We start from the raw sequence: 20,644 nt of genomic DNA, 5'->3' as shown, positions 1-20,644 counted from the left end.
TGCCGATTAAATTCCTATTGGGAGGTGTTTTTCAAAAAAATTATAATGTACAATAAAATACCACTGACCAAAATCCACTTAAGTATGTTTTCCTCAACAAAAGACTCAGTAATAATAACTCTCGATTCTTAAGTATAACTTTTCCTATGATTGCTCTAATTCTTTTTTTTCAGTATTTAGCCCTAGTATTGCGGCAAGTGATGGAAAGGATTAACGTCTTAAAACAATAGTAAGGAAGGATAAAAAACATTATAATAAATCATGGATGGTGAACGAAATGGAAAATAAAATATTAGATTTGTTAGAAAAAATGAATGATAGACAGGAAAGAATGGAAGCTAAACTTGAACATATGGATGATAGGCAGCATAGCATGGAAGATAAACTTGATCGTATGGATGATAGACAGCATAACATGGAAGCTAAACTTGAACGTATGGATGATAGGCAGCATAACATGGAAGCTAAACTAGAACGGATTGATGATAGGCAGCATAGCATGGAAGATAAACTTGATCGTATGGATGATAGGCAGCATAACATGGAAGATAAACTTGACCAGGTATTTGAAACGGTTAAAAGAATCGAGGTTTCACAAAAAGATGACGTAATTGGTCTTCTAAAATTACAGAAAAAGAATCTTGATTTCGAAGTGGATTATATTAACAAAAGAGTAACCGAAATGGACAAAAGATTATTCAGCCTTGAAAAAAGAGTTGAAAATTAAACCTAAAAAATGTAACTAAGTGTCAGGTACCCTCCTGGCGCTTTTTTATTTCATGTTTTTAGTAGGATAAAAAGAACCCGAGTCGAATATCTCACAGTATCATGATTGATTGGTGCTGTGATGATGATCTGGTCCCTTATTACGAGAAGTTTGGAATGATCAAAACAAACGGTATGCTCGTAAGAAATTTCCGCAGGCAATCGGGGATCTCAAACAAATTATGATGGTTCATGGGCTTGGATAGTTTTCCAGGCGCTTTTACTAGAATGGTACGGAGGGGTTAATTTGCAAACATTTTTCAGATATAACTGGATGGTAAGAGAAGAGTGGTATCGTTGGTTTGAAGAGGTAAGTGAAGAAGAGCTTTTGAAAAATCGAACGGGCGGAATGGGAAGTATATTACATACGCTTTTCCATATAGTTGATGTCGAGTGGAGCTGGATCCGTCTTTTACAGGGGAAAACGGACTTGCAGGAGAATTTCGATCACTATAAAAGCCTAGTCAAGGTTCGAGAATTGGACGCAAAATTTCATTTGGAAGTAGAGGACTTCGTGAATAACTGGGATGATAGGATGGAAAATCAACTATTTGTCGATACCCTGCCGGATGGAAGGGTTGAAAGTGATACCTGGGGCGAAGTGATGAGACATATCATTGCGCACGAAATACATCATATTGGACAACTATCCATTTGGGCAAGAGAAATGGGGAGAAAGCCAGTCTCTGCCAATCTAATCGGGCGGGGGCTATCTTCTTATTCTAAAAAGTGAACCCAAATCCATTTTAAAAAAGGTCAGTAGTGTGATGCAACAATGTATGTGCTTTCTATTTAGCTCTTTTCAATTAATAGTTTGGTTGTGTTTCTCTTCAATACTAACGTAGTACAGGGATATTATTTACCTAGTGGGTTGCGATGATCTAAATAGGATTAATGCCCTCTACCACATTGCTTTTTGAAAATTCTATAATTTGTTATAATGTACTTTGTAAGTAATTAGAGTATACAGAGGAGTGCTTAAAAATATGGAATACATAACACTTAATAATGGGATAAAAATGCCAATTATAGGTACAGGTACAAATACTTATGGAAAAGAAAATAACGAGTATAACGGGGCGTTAACAAATGAAATTCCTGAACTACTATCAGCACTTGAGTTAGGTTACCGTTCAATAGACGCAGCGATCATTTATCGAAACGAAGAACTTGTTGGTAGAGTTTTAGCAGAAAGCACAGTGCCTCGAGAAGAGTTATTCATTACGACAAAAGTTCCAGCTAATGAAAAATATATTTCTTCAAAGGAAGCTACTCGAGCAGCTATCGATAACAGTCTAAAAAACTTCCAAACAGACTATCTCGACCTGCTTCTTATTCACTTCCCGATCGAAGACAAAGTACAACTTAAAAACACTTGGGAAGTCTTTGAAGAATATTACGAAGCGGGCAAACTAAAAGCAATCGGCGTTTCCAATTTTGGAAAAAACCATCTAGATGAATTGAAAGAATTCGCTAAAGTGAAGCCAGCTGTTAATCAAATACAAGTGAACCTAAAAGAACCTAACAAAGATCTCCTTGCCGTATTAAAAGACGAGGACATTACACCTGTTGCATGGGGACCTATGAAAGCCGAAGCTCATCAAAAAGAAGTTTTGGAGAAAATAGGTAAAGCCTATAAAAAATCTGGTGCACAAGTCTTATTAAAATACCAAATTCAACGCGGTGTGATCGTTATTCCTAAATCTCACAAACGTGAAAATCAAGCATCCAATATAGATCTTTTCGATTTCGTCTTATCTGCAGAAGATCTTGAAAAAATTGAAAAATTATAATTAGTTAGTCCTTCATCCTAGTGATATGAATAAGATCGCTAGGATTTTGATTTTTTCAAGAAATGAGGTTGGAGTAGTACCGTTTTTTATTTAACTATAGGGGCAGTTAGTGGAAGAGGAATAGGACTTGTTCAAGTAAAGGAAGGGAATAATATGAACTATAAAGTTATGATAAACATTCCAATATCTAATAACGAAGTACCAGAATTAAGAGAACATGTTGGTTGGGGTAGACGAGATGAAGATTATCCAACATTGTTTGAACGTTCTAATTTCTGGGCAGGGATTAGAAATGAAATAATAAACTGATTGCCTTTGGGTATGTTTGCGGAATGGGTTTAGAACATGGATATATGGAAGATATAGTCGTTCAGTGGTGGCCGAGGGTGAAAGTGTCTAATAGAGCGGTTTTAAAAGACAAAATAGTGATGGCCAGGAGTGAAAATGTCTAATAGAGCGGTTCTAAAAGACAAAATAGTGGTGGCCAGGGGTGAAAGTGTCTAATAGAGTGGTTCTAAAAGACAAAATAGTGATGGCCAATGGCCAAAATGTCTAATAGAAAGTTTAAAAAGAAATGTGGCTTTACACCTGGTTCAGGAGGATTATGGCAATCATCGAAATAAAGATTTTTACTCAACTAACGTGTGCATGAGTTCGAGATGGAACGCTGCGGCCGGAAAACCGCCTCGTTGATGAGGCGGCTTACTGAGTGATCGTATCCGTCGTAATCTGGATTTAGGAGAAAAGGTCATCTAACTGTCTGGTAAACGAGGGCTATGGCTCCAGAATCAAATGTCTTGTTTTCGATCAGTTTAAGATTATGTTTGTTGAACACTTTATCTCAAGGAGGTGTGAGATATGAGGATCAATAGAATAGATCATGTGAGTATAAACGTAAATGATCTTTCAGCGGCCAAAGAGTTTTTTCTTAATTTAGGACTTGAAGTGCAAGCTGAATGGGAATTGGATGGAGAACAGTTGGACAGAATAGTTGGGCTTAAAGATGTCAAAACGGCATGTGTAGGATTGGGGATGCCAGATGGTCACGCGTGGATAGAGCTAGTCAAATTTTATACGCCGTCAGATGAAAAAGGAATCCAGCCACCTTTTGCCAATACGCTAGGTATTCGACACATTTGCTTTGCAGTTGAAGATATTGAAGCGATTGTTGCAAAATTGAAAAAGAAGGGCACGGAAATCTTTAGCGAGATACAGCAATATGAAGAAAGTTATAGGTTATGTTACGTTCGTGGTCCAGAGGGAATTATTTTAGAGTTGGCGGAGAAAATCAACTAAACAGTCGATATCCTGACACAAATAGAGAAGCATTTTCGCTTATCTTAATCCCTCTGATATTTCAGACTGTACAAAAACATAGTGCCAGGAACCAACCAGGAAATTGGCAGGTCCCTGGCACGTATTTTTTGACCCACTCACAACTCAAAATGAGCTATTGATAAAATAGCAATCCAGCTAAGTACGGCTCAGGAAGATCCATCCACAGTTGCAGACTGCGTTATGGATAAAACAATCTCGAACCAAGCAATACCAGAGAGTAACACATAGATTACTTCAAAGAATACGACAGAGAAATATATATACTTGTCCCACAAATAAAAACCTCTTTTTCGCAAATAAACATGTCATTTCGCAAATAAAAGCAGCTTTACCGCAAAAGTCTATCCGCAAGTAAAACTCGCTTATCCGCAAGTAAAACTGGCTTATCCGCAAGTAAAAAAGCCCTATCCGCAAATAAAAACCCACTATCCGCAAGTAAAAACACGCTATCCACAAATAAAAATAAAACTCCCATAAAAATTATTAAACCACCCTGTCCTTTTTGAGTCCTAATCGATATATAGAAGGTGAAGCGGATGAGCCGATGCATCGGTCAGCACTTCAAACGGGACGAACCATTCCATTGGCGTTCGAAAAAGAGGAGGGTAATAAGGTGAGTAAATTATTAATCAACGAAAATCCGGTGATGATCATCCCATCACTGGCAGTAAAAATTGGCTTGAACGAAGCCGTTATCCTGCAGCAAATCCATTATTGGGTCCATGGTAGCAGACATGTAATCGAAGGTCGGAAGTGGATATTTAACACGTATAAGGATTGGCAGGAGCAGCTTCCGTTCTGGTCTGAAAGCACGATTAAACGGAGTATTCACTCCCTGGAAAAACAAGGATTGCTCCTATCCGGGAACTGGAATCGTTCGAAAATGGATAAGACCAAGTGGTACACCATCGATTATCAAGTGTTGGAGGAACTGATAGAGGGAGAGGCAATCAACCCTTCTGAGGATCCACAAACGGCCGAAGATGAAACCACTGCAACCGAACAAGACCACATGCAGGTGGACTTATATCAGTATTTGGAGGACGAATACACGCCACAGCAAACAACACCAACACCAGCACCAGCACCAGCACCAGAGAAAATACCTGCTGCCGAAGTCATTCACTACCTGAATGAAAAAACAAACTCTGCATACAAGCCAAGCAGTCTGAAAACAAAGGAACTGATTACAGCAAGGGCAAGAGAAGGGTTTACCCTGGAGGATTTTAAAACGGTGATTGATGTAAAAGCGGCGGAATGGCTGGAGGACCCTGTCATGTGCAAATATCTCCGGCCGGAAACGTTATTTGGCTCGAAATTTGAGGCCTATCGCAACCAAAAGTCATGGAAAAAAGAGCTAACCGAGGAGGATTTTGATTTAGATGAATAAGCGCGAAACGTTCGCCCTATTGAAAATGATTTCGGTGTTTTATGAACAATTTAGTTTCGATCAGGAAAAAATGAACCTTTGGCACGATGCGGTGAAAGACCTTACGTTTGTCGACCTGGAGGAGAGTCTGCTAAAACACGTGCGGCAATCGCCATTTCCACCTAAAGTGTCGGAACTTTACACAAAGTCTAGTGTTCCAGGAGTTGTTCCGAACCCTGATGAGACAAAGATGATCCTGACCCGTCATTATGTGCCGGCCAACAGCGAAGTCGTGCAAAAGGAATTGACCAATATCAGAAAGTTATTAGGAATAGAAAGGGAGCAGCAGGATGACACCATTTGAACCTTATAACCAAGAAGCGGAAGAAGCATTTGTCGGGTCCTTTTTCCTCGACAGTGAGTTAGTAAAAGAGTGTACTATTCTCCCGGAACAGCTTTACATTCCACAGCTTAGACTACTCTATGCAGGCATTCGCAGCCTAGTTGAAAAGGGAAGGCCTGTAGATTTGGTGACCATTATCAATGAAGTTGGAATCGAGCAGATTCGAAACGCTGGCGGCATGAGTTACATCGCCCAATTGACAGGGAGTGTGCCAAGTATCGCCAATTTTCACTCTTATGAAAATTTGGTCAGGGAGTATGACAAAAAACGAAAGCTAATCGCAGCTGGCGAAAAAATAATGTATCAGGCCTCGAGTGAGGATAGTGATACAACAGTAAGGGATGGAATCCATGATCTGATGAGTATTGGAGAAGAACAGTCTGACGATGACAGTGGCGAGATCACCTCGTCATTGGTGGAATTATTTGTAGAATGCGAGCAGGAGCAAGGCGAAATGGTGGGAATCCCCTCCAGCTTTCATGATTTGGACAGGCTGACAGGAGGATTTCAAGCCTCGGATTTAGTGATTATCGGGGCACGTCCAAGTATGGGGAAGACGGCTTTTGCGCTAAGTTTGGCACTTCAAGCGGCAGAAGAGGATGTAAGCCTGATTTTTTCACTGGAAATGTCCAAGAGGCAGCTGATCAAGCGAATGACCGGGTGCACAGGGAGAATCGACAGCCTTAAAATGCGGAATCCCCAACAGTCGTTTGGGGACGAGGATTGGGAACAATTCACTAATGGGATCGGAAAGCTGTCACAACTAAAGCTGCATATCTTTGACCGGGCTGGAATGGATGTTGCTTATATCAGGGCGAAGGTCCGCAAAGCGCGCAGGGCTTATGAAGAGCAAAGGCGGATGCTCGTGGTGATTGACTATTTGCAGCTCCTTGATGGCGATCGAAAAAACTATCAAAACCGCCAGGCAGAAATCAGCGAAATCAGCCGGGCCCTCAAGACCATGGCGAGGGAACTGAATGTCACCGTAATTGCCCTATCGCAGTTAAGCCGGGGAGTCGAAACTAGACATGACAAACACCCGATTCTCTCTGATCTTCGCGAAAGCGGGCAAATTGAGCAGGATGCCGATCTGATCGCGTTTTTGTACCGCGACGATTACTATAGCAGCGATTCACCGAAGAAAAACAGGATGGAAATCATCCTGGCAAAACACCGCAATGGACCGACCGGGACCATTGAGCTTGGCTTTAACAAGCAATATGGGGCGTTCGTAAACCTCTAAGCATGAGTAAGAGCACGCTATTTTTTTAAAAAATAAGAAAAAGGGAAGTGTGAAAGATGGGAAATCGTAGAGGAATCAATGTTGAAATTTGGGATAAACCAATTTTTAAAAAGATGAGTGTAGAAGAGAGGACGTTGTATCTTTACCTACTAACAAATAGTCATTCTACTAGTATCGGAATCTATCGAATTTCAAAAATACAAATGGCCTGTGAACTGGGTGTTTCGATTGAGAGTGTACAAGCATTACTAGACCGATTGGGTTCGGAGTACAAGTTGATTCGTTACAATCCTGAAACGAGCGAGGTCGCCATTAAGGACTGGGGAAAATTAATTTTGCCCGATGGCGGGAAAGAGGTTATAGCTTCTAAGATAAAAGAAGTGCAGGATCATTCGCTTATCACATATGTTATGCAATCCATTGTTGATCCGAAAATTCGCAGCCTATATAAATCATTTTGTCCTTAAGAGCAAGGGATCTTATGACAGGGATGGAAATGATGATATGTAATAGAATACGAGGGATTAGGAGGGCCACGTTATGAGAAAACAAATAGCCGGCACGGCCCTCCTGACAGCAGCTGCCCTATTCATGGTTGAGCTTCCCGTACAGGAACCGAATAATTCGAGCGTCAACCTACAGGAAGACGTTCAACCAGACGTGGTATCCATGCCGAAAGATCAGGTTCCAGTCATCCTCGTGGAAACAATCGATGGCGATACCATCAAGGTGAAATTTATGGGTAAAATCGAAACGGTCCGATATTTGCTAGTCGACACACCGGAGTCGAAAAAGCCGGGCATGTGTGTCCAGCCCTATGCCAAGGAAGCATTTGTACGGAATAACGAGCTAATCCGGAACGGCTCGATCACATTGGAAATGGAGGAGGAAAATACGAGAGATAACTACGGGCGGTTGCTGGCTTATGTCTATGTTCACGGGAAATCGGTTCAGGAAACGCTGTTACAAGAGGGTTGGGCACGAGTAGGTTATATACTAAATCCTCCCTATAAATATCTGAAGCAATACAAAGACGATGAGAATTCGGCAAGACGCAGCCAAATAAACATATGGAGTAAGAGTGGGTTTGTAACAAAATGGGGGTTTGAGGGGTGTGAATAGTGGCTTGGGAAGGAATTGGCAAGGATATAATGGTAAAAGAACTGGTTAACAGGGAATAGCTAGCTTATAGTAGTTTGAACAAGGAGGTGTGACGATGATAAATACCAAAAAATTCGTTTATCCAGCTTTTATACTAGTAGATAATGAAGGAATGTATGGAGTATATTTTCCCACTCTGTTTCCTGAGGCTGGTTGGGACTATCCTTTGTCACGAGGAGAAACGAAACGTATAGCGATAAACAATGCGAAAGAAGATTTAGCCTGCTCATTGGCTGGCATCTTATATGATAATGAAAAACTTCCTGAACCGATCCCGATTGAAAGCAATCAACTTACGGAAGGGATGGAATTAATCGATATCGAGACATCGTTCGAGCCGTATGCCGATGAAATTCAAGAGCATTTAAAAGGACGCCATTGGCATATTGGTTATTACATCCAAGAAAACGACCAATATGTAGAAGCCATTGGGTTTAAAAATGACCAAGGAATGTGGGATATCTACTTTGAGGATGAAGATGAGGAAAATCCCCTTAACAAAAACCCCAGGGATTCAGACCGGCCTTTATTTACTGTTAAATCACATACCGAAGCAGAGGAGAAATTTAAGGAATACGTTGAAACAGTGTTTCTAAAACGTTGAAAAAGACACGATTCCAATAGAAGGAATAAATGGGTTAAAGGAGAATGAAATATAAGTGGTTAATAAAGAGGTAGTGTCAAAAGTTCTATGAAAACTCCTTAAGGGGTTAGGCTCCTTTCCACATATTGGGTGCGTCGGCCCCGCAACCGCTCTTGACAAACACGCCAATGGTTTGAGATTCCTTTATCAAGGGCGACGGGGACAAAAAGAAGGCATGCCAAATAGCCCTTGGTATTTCCATTTTAAACCATTGGCAAGTTCGGTTTGTCAAGAGTTCGCTTCGCCGGTTGCTAGTGGGTTCAAGGGCTCTGCTAAACAAAAAGTTAGACTGTTTGTTCAATGATCCAATCTTGAGCTAAACCTATTAATTTAGTCCAGCGTGCAGGCATATTCGGTCGCAGTAAGAGCTCTGGATTAACCACTGGCACATTACCTTCTAACGCTGAGTGAGACCGTAAAAAGTTAAAGTAAGCCACAAAAAGCGTCACAAACGAAACAGACCCATGTTCGGACCCAAACCCGTGTGTTGAGCGATAATTGCCCTTAAATGTGCGATTGAGTCTTTCAATCACTTGTTTGAGAGGCCTATTCTCCTTTGATACAGGATCTTCATTGGTAAGCCCAATGACCTGAGTAATGTCAAAGTGAATATCATGCTGGGCGTAAAAGTGTTGGGCTAAGAGATATATCGGATTGCCGTCCACCACAAATGTAAGATCTTCCGGAATCTCTTTAAATTTCATTAGGACATCATCAATGGCACGGATTGCTGTCGCTGTATCTCGATTTGCTGACACTGGATAAGACAGAATGATCTTTTTTACCGCATCAAAGAAGAAGAACAAGTAATGCCAACGACCTTGAACCCTAATATAGGTTTCGTCCCCACAGAACTGATCAGAAAGCTCGTAGGGATAGTGGTCTACGTAAGGTTTAAGGATTAATGCAACTGCGTTCTCGTAATTTAAAATGCTTTGATGCGATATAGAAACACCATGGATATCTTTCATGAGTGCAGCTGTCTTCCGGGCCGAAAGGCCATAGTTAACGTGATAGGTTAAAATAAGCCCCAATGTATGTGGCGACACATAAAGCCTGGCCAAGTCAACCTTTGGTTTCTTAGGAGAAGCCTTTGACAATGGCTGAAAATCAATGTGGAACTGCCGGAAGATATATCTTAATTTAAAGGCTTGTGGATCCTTTTTAAACTGTTTCTTCTCTTTCGCAGACATGCCATTCAGTTTCTGCTGGTAGTAGGAACAGTCATTATTTTTACACTTGTACACGTCAAAGTCTTTTCGCTCTTTGCCTTTCTCAAGGGTCCTAGAACAATGAGGTCACTTCAAAATAGCCTCCTTCGAATATCGATTTTTATCATTGAAAAGACAGGCACACACCTTACATTGAAACTGTCCTTTGCCTCCATTATTGGCATAAAGATAATCCGCTGGAGCACCACACTGCGGACATTTCATTGACTTGGGCACACATGCCTTTGTATTCGAACGCCTTTGAACAGGTTTTAGTTGTTTACCGTTCTTCTCCAGGTATTCGGTTAGGAGGCTTCGGTAATCAAGTTTCTGAATGGTTTCGATGATCGGAAGATCATCCACCTGGAGTTTACGATAAGGTTTATTTACAGGTTTTTCCTCAGGCTTTTCAAACATCCCCTTCCCAATAAGAAGGGTAAGTAATGTTCGAATTATTTGTTCTTGGTACTTAATAAAAGTTAATAAATAGGTTATAATTTGAGGGTACAAATTGTCACTTCCTATCTAGGTTGTTGAGAGTGTGGTAACCTCAATTATCCTTAGATTTAAGGGGGTGGCAATTTTTTTGCTTATAAAGCCCTCTATAATAGGATTCTATAGCCTATTTCTTATAAAAGTTTTTACAATACGAATAAAGACGTGGGGGATAGAATATGGAATTTAAAAAGGTTCAGAAAAATTTTAGAGTGGTAGGTATAAAAGGCCGTGGAGGTTTTGTTGATTTTGCTACCGAGGTTCCAAAACTTGCTCAGCAATTTCTAAAACGTTTAGATGAAATTGATAACTGTTCAGTTACTGAAATAGCTCTTTTTGAACCCAAAAAGGATCAAAATCATCTGGAAGGGAACTATTTAGTGGGTGTAATGATTAAAGAACCTCTAACAGAAGTTCCAATTGGGATGGATTACATAGAAACGGATCAAGATTATGTAACGACTAGGGGGAACATTTTAAATATCGGAAATTTACATGACCATTTATTGAACTGGACAGAAGACCAAGGGTATAAAAGGAATCTAGAAGCTTATATTGTGGAGACCTATCATTCAATGGATAATGGTGAGGAAGAAGTCGAGATTTATTTACCAATCCATTCATAATATTCGCTAACAAAAATAGCAAGTCTCACTGAAAACATATGGACTTATACTGCCAGTAATTATGCATCTAAGCGTTATTCTTACCATCTCCTTCGCACTACAGTTGAAAAGCTCTGAAACTACCAAAAGGAGAAGTGCTGCTGGCACTTCTCCTTAAATTAAACCTATTTACCAATTTTTGATTGGGCGGCTTCCTCACGGATTTTCTTTGCATCTTCTTTCAGCAGGAATCCTTGTTTAATAACTTTATTAGCCGCTTGGGTCACAGCCGAAACATAAGAGCCGTGGTTAGGATAAAGACTCTTTAATTTTTCCGGACTAAATGGTTCATGCGATCCAAACAGGTAGCAGAAACCCCCTCCACCATTCATGCCAGTATTTGTAGCAGTTGCTACCTCATGCTGAGGCAAACGGATACCACCAAGTGCATTTCCGTTGCTGTCTCGGGCAATAATTACAGGAGAAGTGGATTGCACTTGAATTCGTTCACCACTTGGCGGCGCAACTCCATCTTCAATCCAGCGAACAAGATGCTCATAAGCAGCATTGACAACGTAGCCGGTAGGGACGCGGCTTAATGCAGGTTTTTGGCAAACTGTTATATCAGCTACTGGGAGGTCATCACGTATCAGGATATTGGATCGGTAATCAGAGCCGCCACCAACGTGAGAGGCACCGGCCACTTCATAAGTGCGGAGCACATTGGAATCGTCCTGTCGTGCGGCCACTTCGCCAAGTGCAATCAAATCATTTTCTGTATTGACCTTTATGACCTTTGTATCAAGGTCAGTTCGCAGCTTATCGCCAATTCCAAGGTACATAAGGTAACCGTCAAAGAGGTTGGTCAGAGGGTGGATTTTATTATAATAACGCACCAAATAACGCTCTGATTGTGATGCGCCAGCTGCTATCATCATTTCTGGCTTGAGATTGCCTAACGGATTAACTCCATCTGGATGGAGGATGGCTTGGGCCGCTTGCGAATAGATATCGAAAGCCAACCCATCATCGGTAACCTTGCCGCTATCCGTGACATCGAGGGATCCATAACGAGCTGGACTCCATGCTTTCAGGCCACTTCCCGCCTGGTGAACCCCGACTCGTTGTGCCGATACTCCGACATAGGCATATCCTTCCCTTAGGTAATGTTCATAGGAAGACATAAACATCGCATCTAGATTGTAACCGCTGGTAACGTTTAACCATTCCACAATCACTTTCCCATTAAACTTGTCCGGAGAGGCAGGGCGCCGAACCAACATGCGTGATTTGTAAGGATGACCGGTGGAGATCGATGTAGCGGTCTCATAGGATTGGTCGGGACTATAGCGTGTGGCCTTTCCTTCAAAAAAGAATTCCTCCTCTATGTACCCATATTTCCCTAAATCGATGCTTGTCGCCAACTGTGGATAATTGTGGGACGGATCTCCGTATGGACTTGATGGGATCGGTCCGGTGACAACAGGATTCGGAACATTGGAGGCAACTGACTTCTCCTGTTGTGCTGGTTGATCTGCCAGAGCTGAAGAATACAATGACAACGTTAAAGTTAAAGCAGCTAAAACAATAAACGGTTTCTTAATAAACCTCATGCTTTACTATCCCTCCCGATTAATAGAATTCACAACAGACTGGTACATCTCTCCTTTCTTTAAAAGTGCAAGGTAATACTTTCTAGGAACACTAGTTGTCTATTTATAGGATAGCAGTTGATGTCTGAATATTTCTATAATTAACGTTAGTGTTTTACTGACATTTCGTCATGCGAAATGAATAAAGATTGTCTAACTTTGGAAAAACATGGAACTATTATTTTTGTTCTTTGATCTGATTTTTGAAAGAGGTTTAAGTATAATGAAGAGACGAATATCGTTATTATGAGCGGTGACTTTATCGTGGATTTTTGAGATAAACCTTCTCCCCTTTTTAAATAAGTTAACTTATCCTTCATCGAGTAAACAACAATAGGCGGAGAGTTTCCGGTTAAATGCAAAATAGAGCTCGATTTTGGGAAAATAGGGGGAGGTTTTCCGGTTATGCAAAGCAAAATTCCTCATTTTCACATTTTTCGAGCCAATAGGCGGAATCTCTCCGCCTATTTAACCCTTTTTTAATAAAAATTTCTAATTAGGCGTAATTTTTCCGCCTATCCATCAGCTGGGGTGCTCAGATTTAGTTTGGAATCCTTTTTAAATTATAAAAATTTATTCTCTTTTCAAAGTATTTTAGAAGTATAATAGTATTGGTGTTTCTACAAATATTTACAAAAAGGGGATAATTATGAAGGGGTTGACCTACTTATTTATGGCGTTTTTAATAGTTTTCCTTCCAGCTTGTTCATCAAATGAATCAACTAGCAAAGAGGAAAATGCTAAAACAAAGGTAGAAGAGAAAAAGAAAGAAGAAGCAGAAGCTAAAGCAACGGCAGAAGCTGAAGCAAAGGCAGAAGCTGAAGCTAAAGCAAAGGCAGAAGCTGAAACTAAAGCAAAGGCAGAAGCTGAAGCTAAAACAAAGGCAGAAGCTGAGGCTAAAGCAAAGGCAGAAACTGAGGCTAAAGCAAAGGCAGAAACTGAAGCTAAAGCGAAAGAAGAAGCTGAGGCTAAAGCACAAGCGGAAGCTTCAGCAAGTTCGACTACTACTAGTGGAGGGTCAGAGTTCTTTGCCAACTGTACTGATTTAAGAATGGTATATCCAAATGGCGTACCAGCTGACCATCCAGCGTATCAATCTAAAATGGACAGAGATAAAGATAATTATGCATGTGAGAATTAGTAGACTTATGAGGTAATTTATTTGTTTTAATCGGCCCCTCTCAATAAATGAGAAGGGCTTATTTTCTTTAAGGATTTAACTTCTTCAACTATCGGGAGTGCAAGAAATCATTTCAGCTTAATTAGAGTAATGTTACAATTCAGATATAAATTTTTTCCAAATGAGTCCTTTAGTATAGGGAGGATAAAATTGAAAAGTCAAATAATTATAGGATTTGTATTATGTATGATTTTTTTAGGCGGATGTTCTAAAGAACAAAAATTTGAAGAGTTTTTTCAACAAAGAATGACTGAAATGCACACTGACGAAAAGAATTACTCCTATTCGCTTATCCACACAGAATTGAATGCCTTTCACGAAGACGATGCGATTGCGGTGTTCAAAGAGCATAATAATCAAGGGGAACAGATCTAAATAGCTTACTTTACGAAAGAAAATAATCAATGGGAATGGAAGCAAACAAGAGGAGCAGAATTGGATTCCCCTGTTGAATGGTCTTCAATGAATCAAGCACCTTTTATTTATTCCGGTTTAATCAGTGACAATTCAATCGTTGAAGTATTCGCTGGCAATGAACCAGCAACAATCATAAATCTTGAAGGTGACAATAGGTTTTGGTATGTAATTAGCCCAACTAAGGATGTAGAAGTTATGATGGTTGAAAAAGATGGGACAAAGGAAATGATTGAAGAAATAAACTGAGAAGAAATATAGAGTAAATAAGTTTGTGAAAATTTTATATAAACGGGGCAATAGTAAATGGAGGTCGCTGCGGCGATCTTTTTTGTTGTCCTAACGGGGCAGGTTAATTGAATACAAACTGTAACATTCATCTGGTAGATGCGTCTAATGTGAAAAGTAGATGCTGTTGTGATGAATACTATTAAAGGAGAATGTATCTTGAAAAAGAAATACAATTTGTTATTTATACTATTCATAAGCTGTTTATTATTTGCTTGTAACACAGAAGATGTAAAAAGCATAGATGAACGTGAAGTATATGTAACTTTTAGAGGAACAATCGCAAAAATGATTACCGACGATCGTGCTATTGTCCATTGGGAGGAAGGCGGTAGAACGCATAGAATACTTGTTGACCTTGCAGTAAATAGTGCAGTAACCTTTAAGGTTGGGGATGAAGTAGAAGTTGGTTATGATGGTGAAATCAGGGAATCAGATCCTGCTCAAATTAATACCCTTTCCGTTGATTTAGTTGATTAATACATTAGTGGAAAGCTCAAAAAGCTAAAATGTAATCACGATTTCAAAATGAAAATTTCGGAATAATCCAATTAAAACCATACATTTAATGATGTTAGTTTGTGAGAACTTACACTTAACGATCGGGGGCAAGAGTGAAAGATGGGGTTGCTGTGGCGACCCCTTTTTGTTATTGAACTATCGGGCAGGATAGTTGAATAACAAAAAGGATTTTGTTGTATTTAACACGAAAATAAATAGATATAATATGCAAGCAAAGAATTGTTGTTTTTTTATAATATGTCGATTTTGAAGATGCAGCTTTGCTGGAGGATGTAAATTTTTACTGCTAATAAAAGGAGGGATATTTTATGCTATTTATGTTGATTGTAAAAGCCTCAAAGAATTCGGAAGCCGGAATTCTTCCGAGCACTGACCTCATGGATGCCATGGATAAGTACAATGAGGAATTAATTAAGGCTGGTGTACTGGTTATGGCTAAAGGACTTCACCCAAGTTCAAATGGGATTCGTCTTTCATTTCCGAAACCAGGAGAAAAGCCAGTGGTTACGGATGGTCCATTTACGGAAACAAAAGAATTGATTGCAGGTTTCATTCTGATTGATGTGAAGTCGAGAGAAGAAGCAATCGAGTGGGCAAAACGGATGCCGGATCCTCAAGGACATGGGGAAGGTCAGATTGAATTGCGTCAGGTATTTTAAGCACCAGTCTTACCGAGGAACTTTTAAGAAAGAATGAAGCTAATTATTGGTAAGAGGCTTTCGTTTCTACTTCAACTAAAGGGCCAAGTTTGTTGAATGAGCGCAACTCCCAAATTGACAGCTGTTAAGCCATGAAAAACATAAAAAAGAAATACTAATATCAACGATATCCCTCTTTTGAAAATTACAAAATATGTTAATATCAAATTATTAAATTGGAAAGAACACTTATAGGGATGGATGATAAGAGAATGAAATTTTTTCTTGTTATATTACTTACATTATTTGGAGGTTTTCTAAGTGGTTTAACAAGTAATAGCTTAAGTAAGATGGGTAACAATATAATGCATATTTTAGGGATGGGATGTATTATAGGGGCTATTTTCATTGCTAGAAGTAAGAGAAGAAAACAATAAAGAAACGGGCTTGAATAAGCAAGGGGTGGTTTTTAAAAGGTGTATATTTCCAAATCATAAAGTTCTGGCAGGGCAATCAGGCTTACTTGTCGAAACTTAGACATATGAAATCCATTAAATTGGAGGGAAAGCAAATGGCAGAAGTTTTGTTGTTACACCATGTTTTAGGCCGAACAAAGGGGATTGAAGCAATCGCCGATCAACTGAGAGGTGCAGGGCATACTGTGCACGTACCAGATTTATTTGATGGCCGCATGTTTTCCTCGCTGGAGGAGGGCTTGGTATTTGTTAAGGAAATCGGGTTTGAAGAAGTGACGGCGCGTGGCGTTCGGGCAGCCAGCGAGCTTTCACGCGATGTTGTCTATGCTGGTTTTTCACTTGGTGTCCCCGCAGCACAGCAGCTCGCTCAAACTCGTGAAGGCGCCAGAGGTGCACTGTTTTTTCATGCATGCCTCCCGACCTCCGCGTTCGAATCTCAGTGGCCGGTCGACTTGCCTGTGCAAATTCACGCCATGAGTGAGGACCCTTTTTTCGTTGAAGACGGCGACATCAACGCGGCACGTGAGCTTGTGGCGTCGGCCAATCGCGCTGAACTTTTTCTATACGAAGGCAAGGAACATCTCTTCACCGACAGTAGTTTACCGTCTTACGATGCTGAGGCGACGAAACTTGTAATCAAACGGGTTCTCGACTTTCTCGCGTAATAGAGAATATCGTTATATTGTAAAAAGTTGTCACGAACATGAATGGTTTTAAAGATGGGATCTCTTACTCATCAACAGAAAAGAAGGTTTATAGAATCAAAACAGATGCACCGAGAACTCGTTCTTGAAAAGAGGAAATGAGAGTAGACACTAAAAAAAAGGTCTGCCCTATAGGGTACTTTGTCATCATGAAGGAATAAATGCTGGATCAGCCGAATAAGTCATAGTGATTATGGTTTTGTTAGGACGGAAGAATTTAAACTATAGTCAGATTTTTTCTTGTCTTTTAACTTGAAAAAATTACACTAAACAGTGAGGAGATTGGTTTTATGCAAGTTGTAACCAAAATGTTTTTAGAACAACTGGACATGCATTGCCATGAGAATGAATGGTTTGCTTCCATGGATCAGGCACTCCAAGGAGTTACCGCAGCTGAGGCAGCATGGACAAGTTCGGGAAGCAGCAATTCGATTTGGCAGATTGTCAACCACTTGATATTTTGTAATGAAGACGTTATCCATCGAATTAAGGGCACAGAAAATCCGCGTAAGGCAAAAGATAATGAAGAAACTTTTGGAAATCCGGGAGACCCAGAAGACGAAAATGGCTGGGCCCAGACAGTACAATGTCTCAAGGAAATCATGAATAAATTAAAAACGGTCATTGGTGAACTTGACGATGAGAAGTTAAAAGTACCGTTTGCACCGAACAGGTACTCTGTTGAGCGTTTACTCAGCAATATCATGATGCACGATTCGTATCATCTCGGCCAAATCGTTCTGTTGCGAAAGCTGCAATCCTCTTGGGGTGGCGTTGATTGGTCCTAGAGCACTATAATTCAGAGAGCTTCCTCAGGTCGGGCGCTTTTCTTAATAAGAAAGGCGTCTTTTTGCATGTACAACACGTCCGTGTATTGTAAGGATGATTGGTAGAAATCGCTGTAGCTGTCTCAAAGGATTGGGAGGTACTATAGCGTGTGGCTTTTCCTTCGAAAAAGAATTCCTCCTCTATGTACCCATATTTCCTTTAAGGGGAGATTAAATGAATATCGGAATGAACATTATCTCCCTTGCGCACTAATAAGTTAAGTTTTTTTAAAAAGGCAGCGCGGAGGAGGGACGGCTTGAAATTCCCCAACAATACATTAGTTGGTGAATGCCTGTTTCAATCTGCTCTAAGGGAATACCGCCAAAGCCTAATAAAAAGGTTGGATGCTGATAGTCAATCGGACCTAAGAGATAATCACTTACTGGATAGATGGCAATGCCGTTTTGGCTCGCCGTCTTTTTTAGTTGATCTTCATTATTTGACACGGGGACAGAAATCAAAATGTGCATGCCCGCCTGGTCCCCTGTAATCGTAACATCAGGATAATTTGTTTTAAATATATTGGTTAATTTATCGTGTTTTTTACGATAAATTTTCCGCATCCGGTTCAAGTGTTTGGAAAAATACCCATCTCTCATAAAGTTGGCTAAAATATGCTGATCAAATCTTGGTACGGTTGCCGAGTAAAAACTAAATGTCCTTTTATATTTATGGACGAGCGTTGGAGGCAATACAAAATAGGCAACACGTAGTGAGGGCATTAAGGATTTCGTAAACGTGCTTATATAAATGACTTTATTGTTTTGATCCAATCCATGTAAGGCAGGTATGGGCTTTCCGATATAACGAAATTCACTATCATAGTCGTCTTCAAGAATATAGCGATCTTCATCTTTTGCTGCCCAGTTTAATAGCTGCGTTCTTCTTGTAGCGGATAGCACAGCACCTGTAGGGAATTGGTGGGAAGGTGTAATATAAACAACATTGGCATTTGTTTTTTCAAGTTCATCCACTAGTAACCCATTTTCATCTACCGGAATGGAAACGGCTCGATTTTGTAATTGGATTTTTGGAATGGCGGAATAGCCAGGATTTTCAAGGGCAAATTTTGCATCACTTTCCAGTAATCGTAGAATCATAGGAAGCAGCTGCTCCGTTCCCGAACCAATGACGATCTGTTCTGGGGTGCAGACAATCCCCCTTGATTGATAAAGATATTTTGAAATTTCAGCTCTTAATGCAAATTCTCCTTGAGGATTTCCAATTTGTAATAACTCTTTTGAATGACTATCATATAAATTTTTAGCATATTTTCTCCAAAGTGAAAAAGGGAAGGAGTCTGTATCAATTTTCCCAGGATGGAAGTCAAATTGAACAATTTTCTTCTCTAGCTTCTCTATAGGCACTTTAGGATACCCTTTTTCAATATAGGGTAATTCGTCAATCTCTTCGACAAAAAAACCAATGCGGGGTTTGGATCCCACAAAGCCTTCTGCAACAAGTTGGGCATAGGCAATTTCAATGGTTGTTTGGCTGATATTTAAAAATTCAGCTAATTTTTTCTTTGATGGCAATTTGGTTCCTACTTCAATTTGTTTGTGGATAATAGCGTCTTTAATCCCGGTATAAAGCTGTTCATATAATGGTTTTGCCATACTTTTATCCAATTTAAACATAAGCATATCCATCTGCAATCCCCCCTAACTGACCACATTGTTTTTTAAAAAACTGAACCTTTTCTTAAAGTCAATATCTATTATACTAGTAACCATCAAAGATATGGAGGTTATTTTTATGAAACAATTAGGAACCGAACGAGTAAAACGCGGAATGGCTGAAATGCAAAAAGGCGGCGTGATTATGGATGTCGTGAATGCCGAACAAGCAAAAATTGCAGAGGCCGCAGGTGCTGTTGCGGTAATGGCTTTGGAGCGTGTGCCATCCGATATTCGTGCAGCTGGCGGCGTAGCCCGTATGGCAGATCCCCGTATTGTGGAGGAAGTAATGAACGCGGTAACCATCCCGGTCATGGCAAAAGCACGCATTGGACACATTGTAGAAGCACGGGTATTAGAAGCAATGGGCGTTGATTACATAGATGAAAGCGAAGTATTAACTCCAGCGGATGAGGAATACCATTTATTCAAAAGTGACTTCACGGTTCCTTTTGTTTGTGGGTGCCGAGATTTAGGGGAAGCTGCCCGGCGTATTGGAGAAGGTGCCTCCATGTTACGGACAAAAGGGGAACCGGGAACCGGAAATATTGTCGAAGCTGTCCGTCATATGCGAAAAGTGAATGCACAGGTAAGACGCGTTGTCGGGATGAGTACAGATGAATTAATGACGGAAGCCAAAAATCTGGGAGCACCATTTGAATTATTAGTCGAAATCAAAAAACTGGGGCGCTTACCTGTGGTGAATTTTGCAGCCGGCGGCGTGGCCACACCTGCCGATGCAGCATTAATGATGGAACTTGGAGCAGATGGCGTATTTGTAGGATCAGGGATTTTTAAATCTGATAACCCGGAGAAATTCGCTCGGGCGATTGTAGAGGCGACAACGCACTATCAAGACTATAAGCTCATTGCTGCAATTTCAAAAGAGCTGGGGACACCAATGAAAGGTATTGAAATTTCAACACTGGATGCAAAAGACCGTATGCAGGAGCGCGGTTGGTAACACGCTGAACATTGGTTGATTTATCTATAATTCAAGTGCCAGGTCACACAACTACGCTAATGACAGGTAAAGAGGGACGCATTTTTGAAAAGAGGAAAATGTGAAATACAAAAAAGGTTCATAAAATGTTCACAAATCAATGAATCCATGTTACTATTAGAAAGGTTTATAGAGGATGGAATGTCATTGATGTAAGTTAACCGAAAATTGACTGTATATCCTGATCTTCCATTGTGTCTATAGCGGGATGGATTGCTAGTATAAAAAATGCTCAGT

At 40.3% G+C, this 20,644-nt stretch carries 21 protein-coding genes and 4 pseudogenes; 21 read left to right on the top strand and 4 right to left on the bottom strand.

Annotated elements, in window-relative coordinates:
- The first annotated feature begins 277 nt into the window (after positions 1–277).
- From ACZ43M_RS15840 to ACZ43M_RS15785, 12 genes and pseudogenes are all read left to right on the top strand, one after another.
- Positions 278–727 (top strand): hypothetical protein, encoded by a 450-nt coding sequence (locus ACZ43M_RS15840; protein ID WP_464503512.1) that lies wholly within the window; start codon positions 278–280, stop codon positions 725–727.
- A 101-nt stretch (positions 728–828) separates the two neighbouring features.
- Positions 829–951, top strand: a pseudogene (locus ACZ43M_RS15835) (GNAT family N-acetyltransferase); the annotation flags it as partial.
- A gap of 61 nt (positions 952–1,012) precedes the next feature.
- Positions 1,013–1,498, top strand: coding sequence for a DinB family protein (locus ACZ43M_RS15830; protein ID WP_464503511.1), 486 nt, complete (start codon positions 1,013–1,015; stop codon positions 1,496–1,498).
- 253 nt (positions 1,499–1,751) lie between these two features.
- Positions 1,752–2,558, top strand: coding sequence for an aldo/keto reductase (locus ACZ43M_RS15825; RefSeq protein ID WP_464503510.1), 807 nt, complete (start codon positions 1,752–1,754; stop codon positions 2,556–2,558).
- 153 nt (positions 2,559–2,711) lie between these two features.
- A complete protein-coding gene (locus tag ACZ43M_RS15820) occupies positions 2,712–2,867 on the top strand; it encodes a hypothetical protein (RefSeq protein WP_464503509.1) in 156 nt (51 codons plus the stop codon).
- 549 nt (positions 2,868–3,416) lie between these two features.
- Complete coding sequence (locus ACZ43M_RS15815; protein ID WP_464503508.1) at positions 3,417–3,854, top strand: VOC family protein; 438 nt, start codon at positions 3,417–3,419, stop codon at positions 3,852–3,854.
- A gap of 655 nt (positions 3,855–4,509) precedes the next feature.
- Positions 4,510–5,286, top strand: a complete 777-nt coding sequence (locus ACZ43M_RS15810) for a conserved phage C-terminal domain-containing protein (protein ID WP_464503507.1) — start codon at positions 4,510–4,512, stop codon at positions 5,284–5,286.
- The gene (locus ACZ43M_RS15805) at positions 5,279–5,629 is read left to right on the top strand and encodes a hypothetical protein (RefSeq protein ID WP_464503506.1); all 351 of its coding nucleotides are present in this window, start codon (positions 5,279–5,281) and stop codon (positions 5,627–5,629) included. Before ACZ43M_RS15810 ends, ACZ43M_RS15805 begins: the two co-directional genes overlap by 8 nt.
- On the top strand, positions 5,616–6,911 hold the full coding sequence (dnaB, locus tag ACZ43M_RS15800; protein ID WP_464503505.1) for a replicative DNA helicase: 1,296 nt from the start codon (positions 5,616–5,618) through the stop codon (positions 6,909–6,911). The genes ACZ43M_RS15805 and dnaB overlap by 14 nt, the downstream gene beginning before the upstream one ends.
- 56 nt (positions 6,912–6,967) lie before the next feature.
- Positions 6,968–7,378 carry a hypothetical protein gene (locus ACZ43M_RS15795; protein WP_464503504.1) on the top strand — a complete coding sequence of 137 codons (411 nt, stop codon included), beginning with the start codon at positions 6,968–6,970 and terminating at the stop codon, positions 7,376–7,378.
- A 73-nt stretch (positions 7,379–7,451) separates the two neighbouring features.
- Complete coding sequence (locus ACZ43M_RS15790) at positions 7,452–8,033, top strand: thermonuclease family protein (protein ID WP_464503503.1); 582 nt, start codon at positions 7,452–7,454, stop codon at positions 8,031–8,033.
- 94 nt (positions 8,034–8,127) lie between these two features.
- Positions 8,128–8,676: a type II toxin-antitoxin system HicB family antitoxin gene (locus ACZ43M_RS15785; RefSeq protein WP_464503502.1), complete on the top strand. Its 549-nt coding sequence runs from the start codon at positions 8,128–8,130 to the stop codon at positions 8,674–8,676.
- Positions 8,677–8,999: 323 nt separating this feature from the next.
- Here ACZ43M_RS15785 and ACZ43M_RS15780 read toward each other — a convergent pair.
- Positions 9,000–10,436, bottom strand: a pseudogene (locus ACZ43M_RS15780) (IS6 family transposase).
- A gap of 164 nt (positions 10,437–10,600) precedes the next feature.
- On the opposite strand from ACZ43M_RS15780, the gene ACZ43M_RS15775 reads away from it, so the two are divergent.
- A complete protein-coding gene (locus ACZ43M_RS15775; protein ID WP_464503501.1) occupies positions 10,601–11,047 on the top strand; it encodes a GyrI-like domain-containing protein in 447 nt (148 codons plus the stop codon).
- A 164-nt stretch (positions 11,048–11,211) separates the two neighbouring features.
- Here ACZ43M_RS15775 and ACZ43M_RS15770 read toward each other — a convergent pair whose 3' ends face one another.
- The gene (locus tag ACZ43M_RS15770; RefSeq protein WP_464503500.1) at positions 11,212–12,639 is read right to left on the bottom strand and encodes an alpha/beta hydrolase domain-containing protein; all 1,428 of its coding nucleotides are present in this window, start codon (positions 12,637–12,639) and stop codon (positions 11,212–11,214) included.
- A 1,021-nt stretch (positions 12,640–13,660) separates the two neighbouring features.
- Here ACZ43M_RS15770 and ACZ43M_RS15765 point away from each other — a divergent pair.
- From ACZ43M_RS15765 to ACZ43M_RS15735, 7 genes and pseudogenes are all read left to right on the top strand, one after another.
- Positions 13,661–13,819 (top strand): annotated as a pseudogene (locus tag ACZ43M_RS15765) (excalibur calcium-binding domain-containing protein); the annotation flags it as partial.
- A 189-nt stretch (positions 13,820–14,008) separates the two neighbouring features.
- Entirely contained in the window at positions 14,009–14,233 is a 225-nt protein-coding gene (locus ACZ43M_RS15760) for a hypothetical protein (RefSeq protein WP_464503499.1), read from the top strand.
- A gap of 60 nt (positions 14,234–14,293) precedes the next feature.
- Positions 14,294–14,521 carry a hypothetical protein gene (locus ACZ43M_RS15755; RefSeq protein ID WP_464503498.1) on the top strand — a complete coding sequence of 76 codons (228 nt, stop codon included), beginning with the start codon at positions 14,294–14,296 and terminating at the stop codon, positions 14,519–14,521.
- A 198-nt stretch (positions 14,522–14,719) separates the two neighbouring features.
- The gene (locus ACZ43M_RS15750) at positions 14,720–15,040 is read left to right on the top strand and encodes a hypothetical protein (RefSeq protein WP_464503497.1); all 321 of its coding nucleotides are present in this window, start codon (positions 14,720–14,722) and stop codon (positions 15,038–15,040) included.
- A 350-nt stretch (positions 15,041–15,390) separates the two neighbouring features.
- Positions 15,391–15,738, top strand: a pseudogene (locus ACZ43M_RS15745) (YciI family protein); the annotation flags it as partial.
- Positions 15,739–16,291: 553 nt separating this feature from the next.
- Entirely contained in the window at positions 16,292–16,861 is a 570-nt protein-coding gene (locus ACZ43M_RS15740) for a dienelactone hydrolase family protein (protein WP_464503496.1), read from the top strand.
- Positions 16,862–17,190: 329 nt separating this feature from the next.
- Positions 17,191–17,688, top strand: coding sequence for a DinB family protein (locus ACZ43M_RS15735; RefSeq protein WP_464503495.1), 498 nt, complete (start codon positions 17,191–17,193; stop codon positions 17,686–17,688).
- A gap of 4 nt (positions 17,689–17,692) precedes the next feature.
- Here ACZ43M_RS15735 and ACZ43M_RS15730 read toward each other — a convergent pair whose 3' ends face one another.
- Together ACZ43M_RS15730 and pdxR are read right to left on the bottom strand one after the other, a co-directional pair.
- Positions 17,693–17,872, bottom strand: a complete 180-nt coding sequence (locus ACZ43M_RS15730) for a hypothetical protein (RefSeq protein WP_464508037.1) — start codon at positions 17,870–17,872, stop codon at positions 17,693–17,695.
- A gap of 83 nt (positions 17,873–17,955) precedes the next feature.
- On the bottom strand, positions 17,956–19,377 hold the full coding sequence (gene pdxR, locus ACZ43M_RS15725) for a MocR-like pyridoxine biosynthesis transcription factor PdxR (RefSeq protein WP_464503494.1): 1,422 nt from the start codon (positions 19,375–19,377) through the stop codon (positions 17,956–17,958).
- Between the two features lie 106 nt (positions 19,378–19,483).
- Between pdxR and pdxS the strand changes: the two genes are divergently transcribed.
- Entirely contained in the window at positions 19,484–20,368 is an 885-nt protein-coding gene (gene pdxS / locus ACZ43M_RS15720) for a pyridoxal 5'-phosphate synthase lyase subunit PdxS (protein ID WP_464503493.1), read from the top strand.
- Positions 20,369–20,644 lie beyond the last annotated feature (276 nt).

It is taken from the genome of Neobacillus sp. B24, from assembly GCF_055381825.1.
Note: the sequence above shows the minus strand (reverse complement) of the source record. Positions and strands in the feature narration are given on the sequence as shown.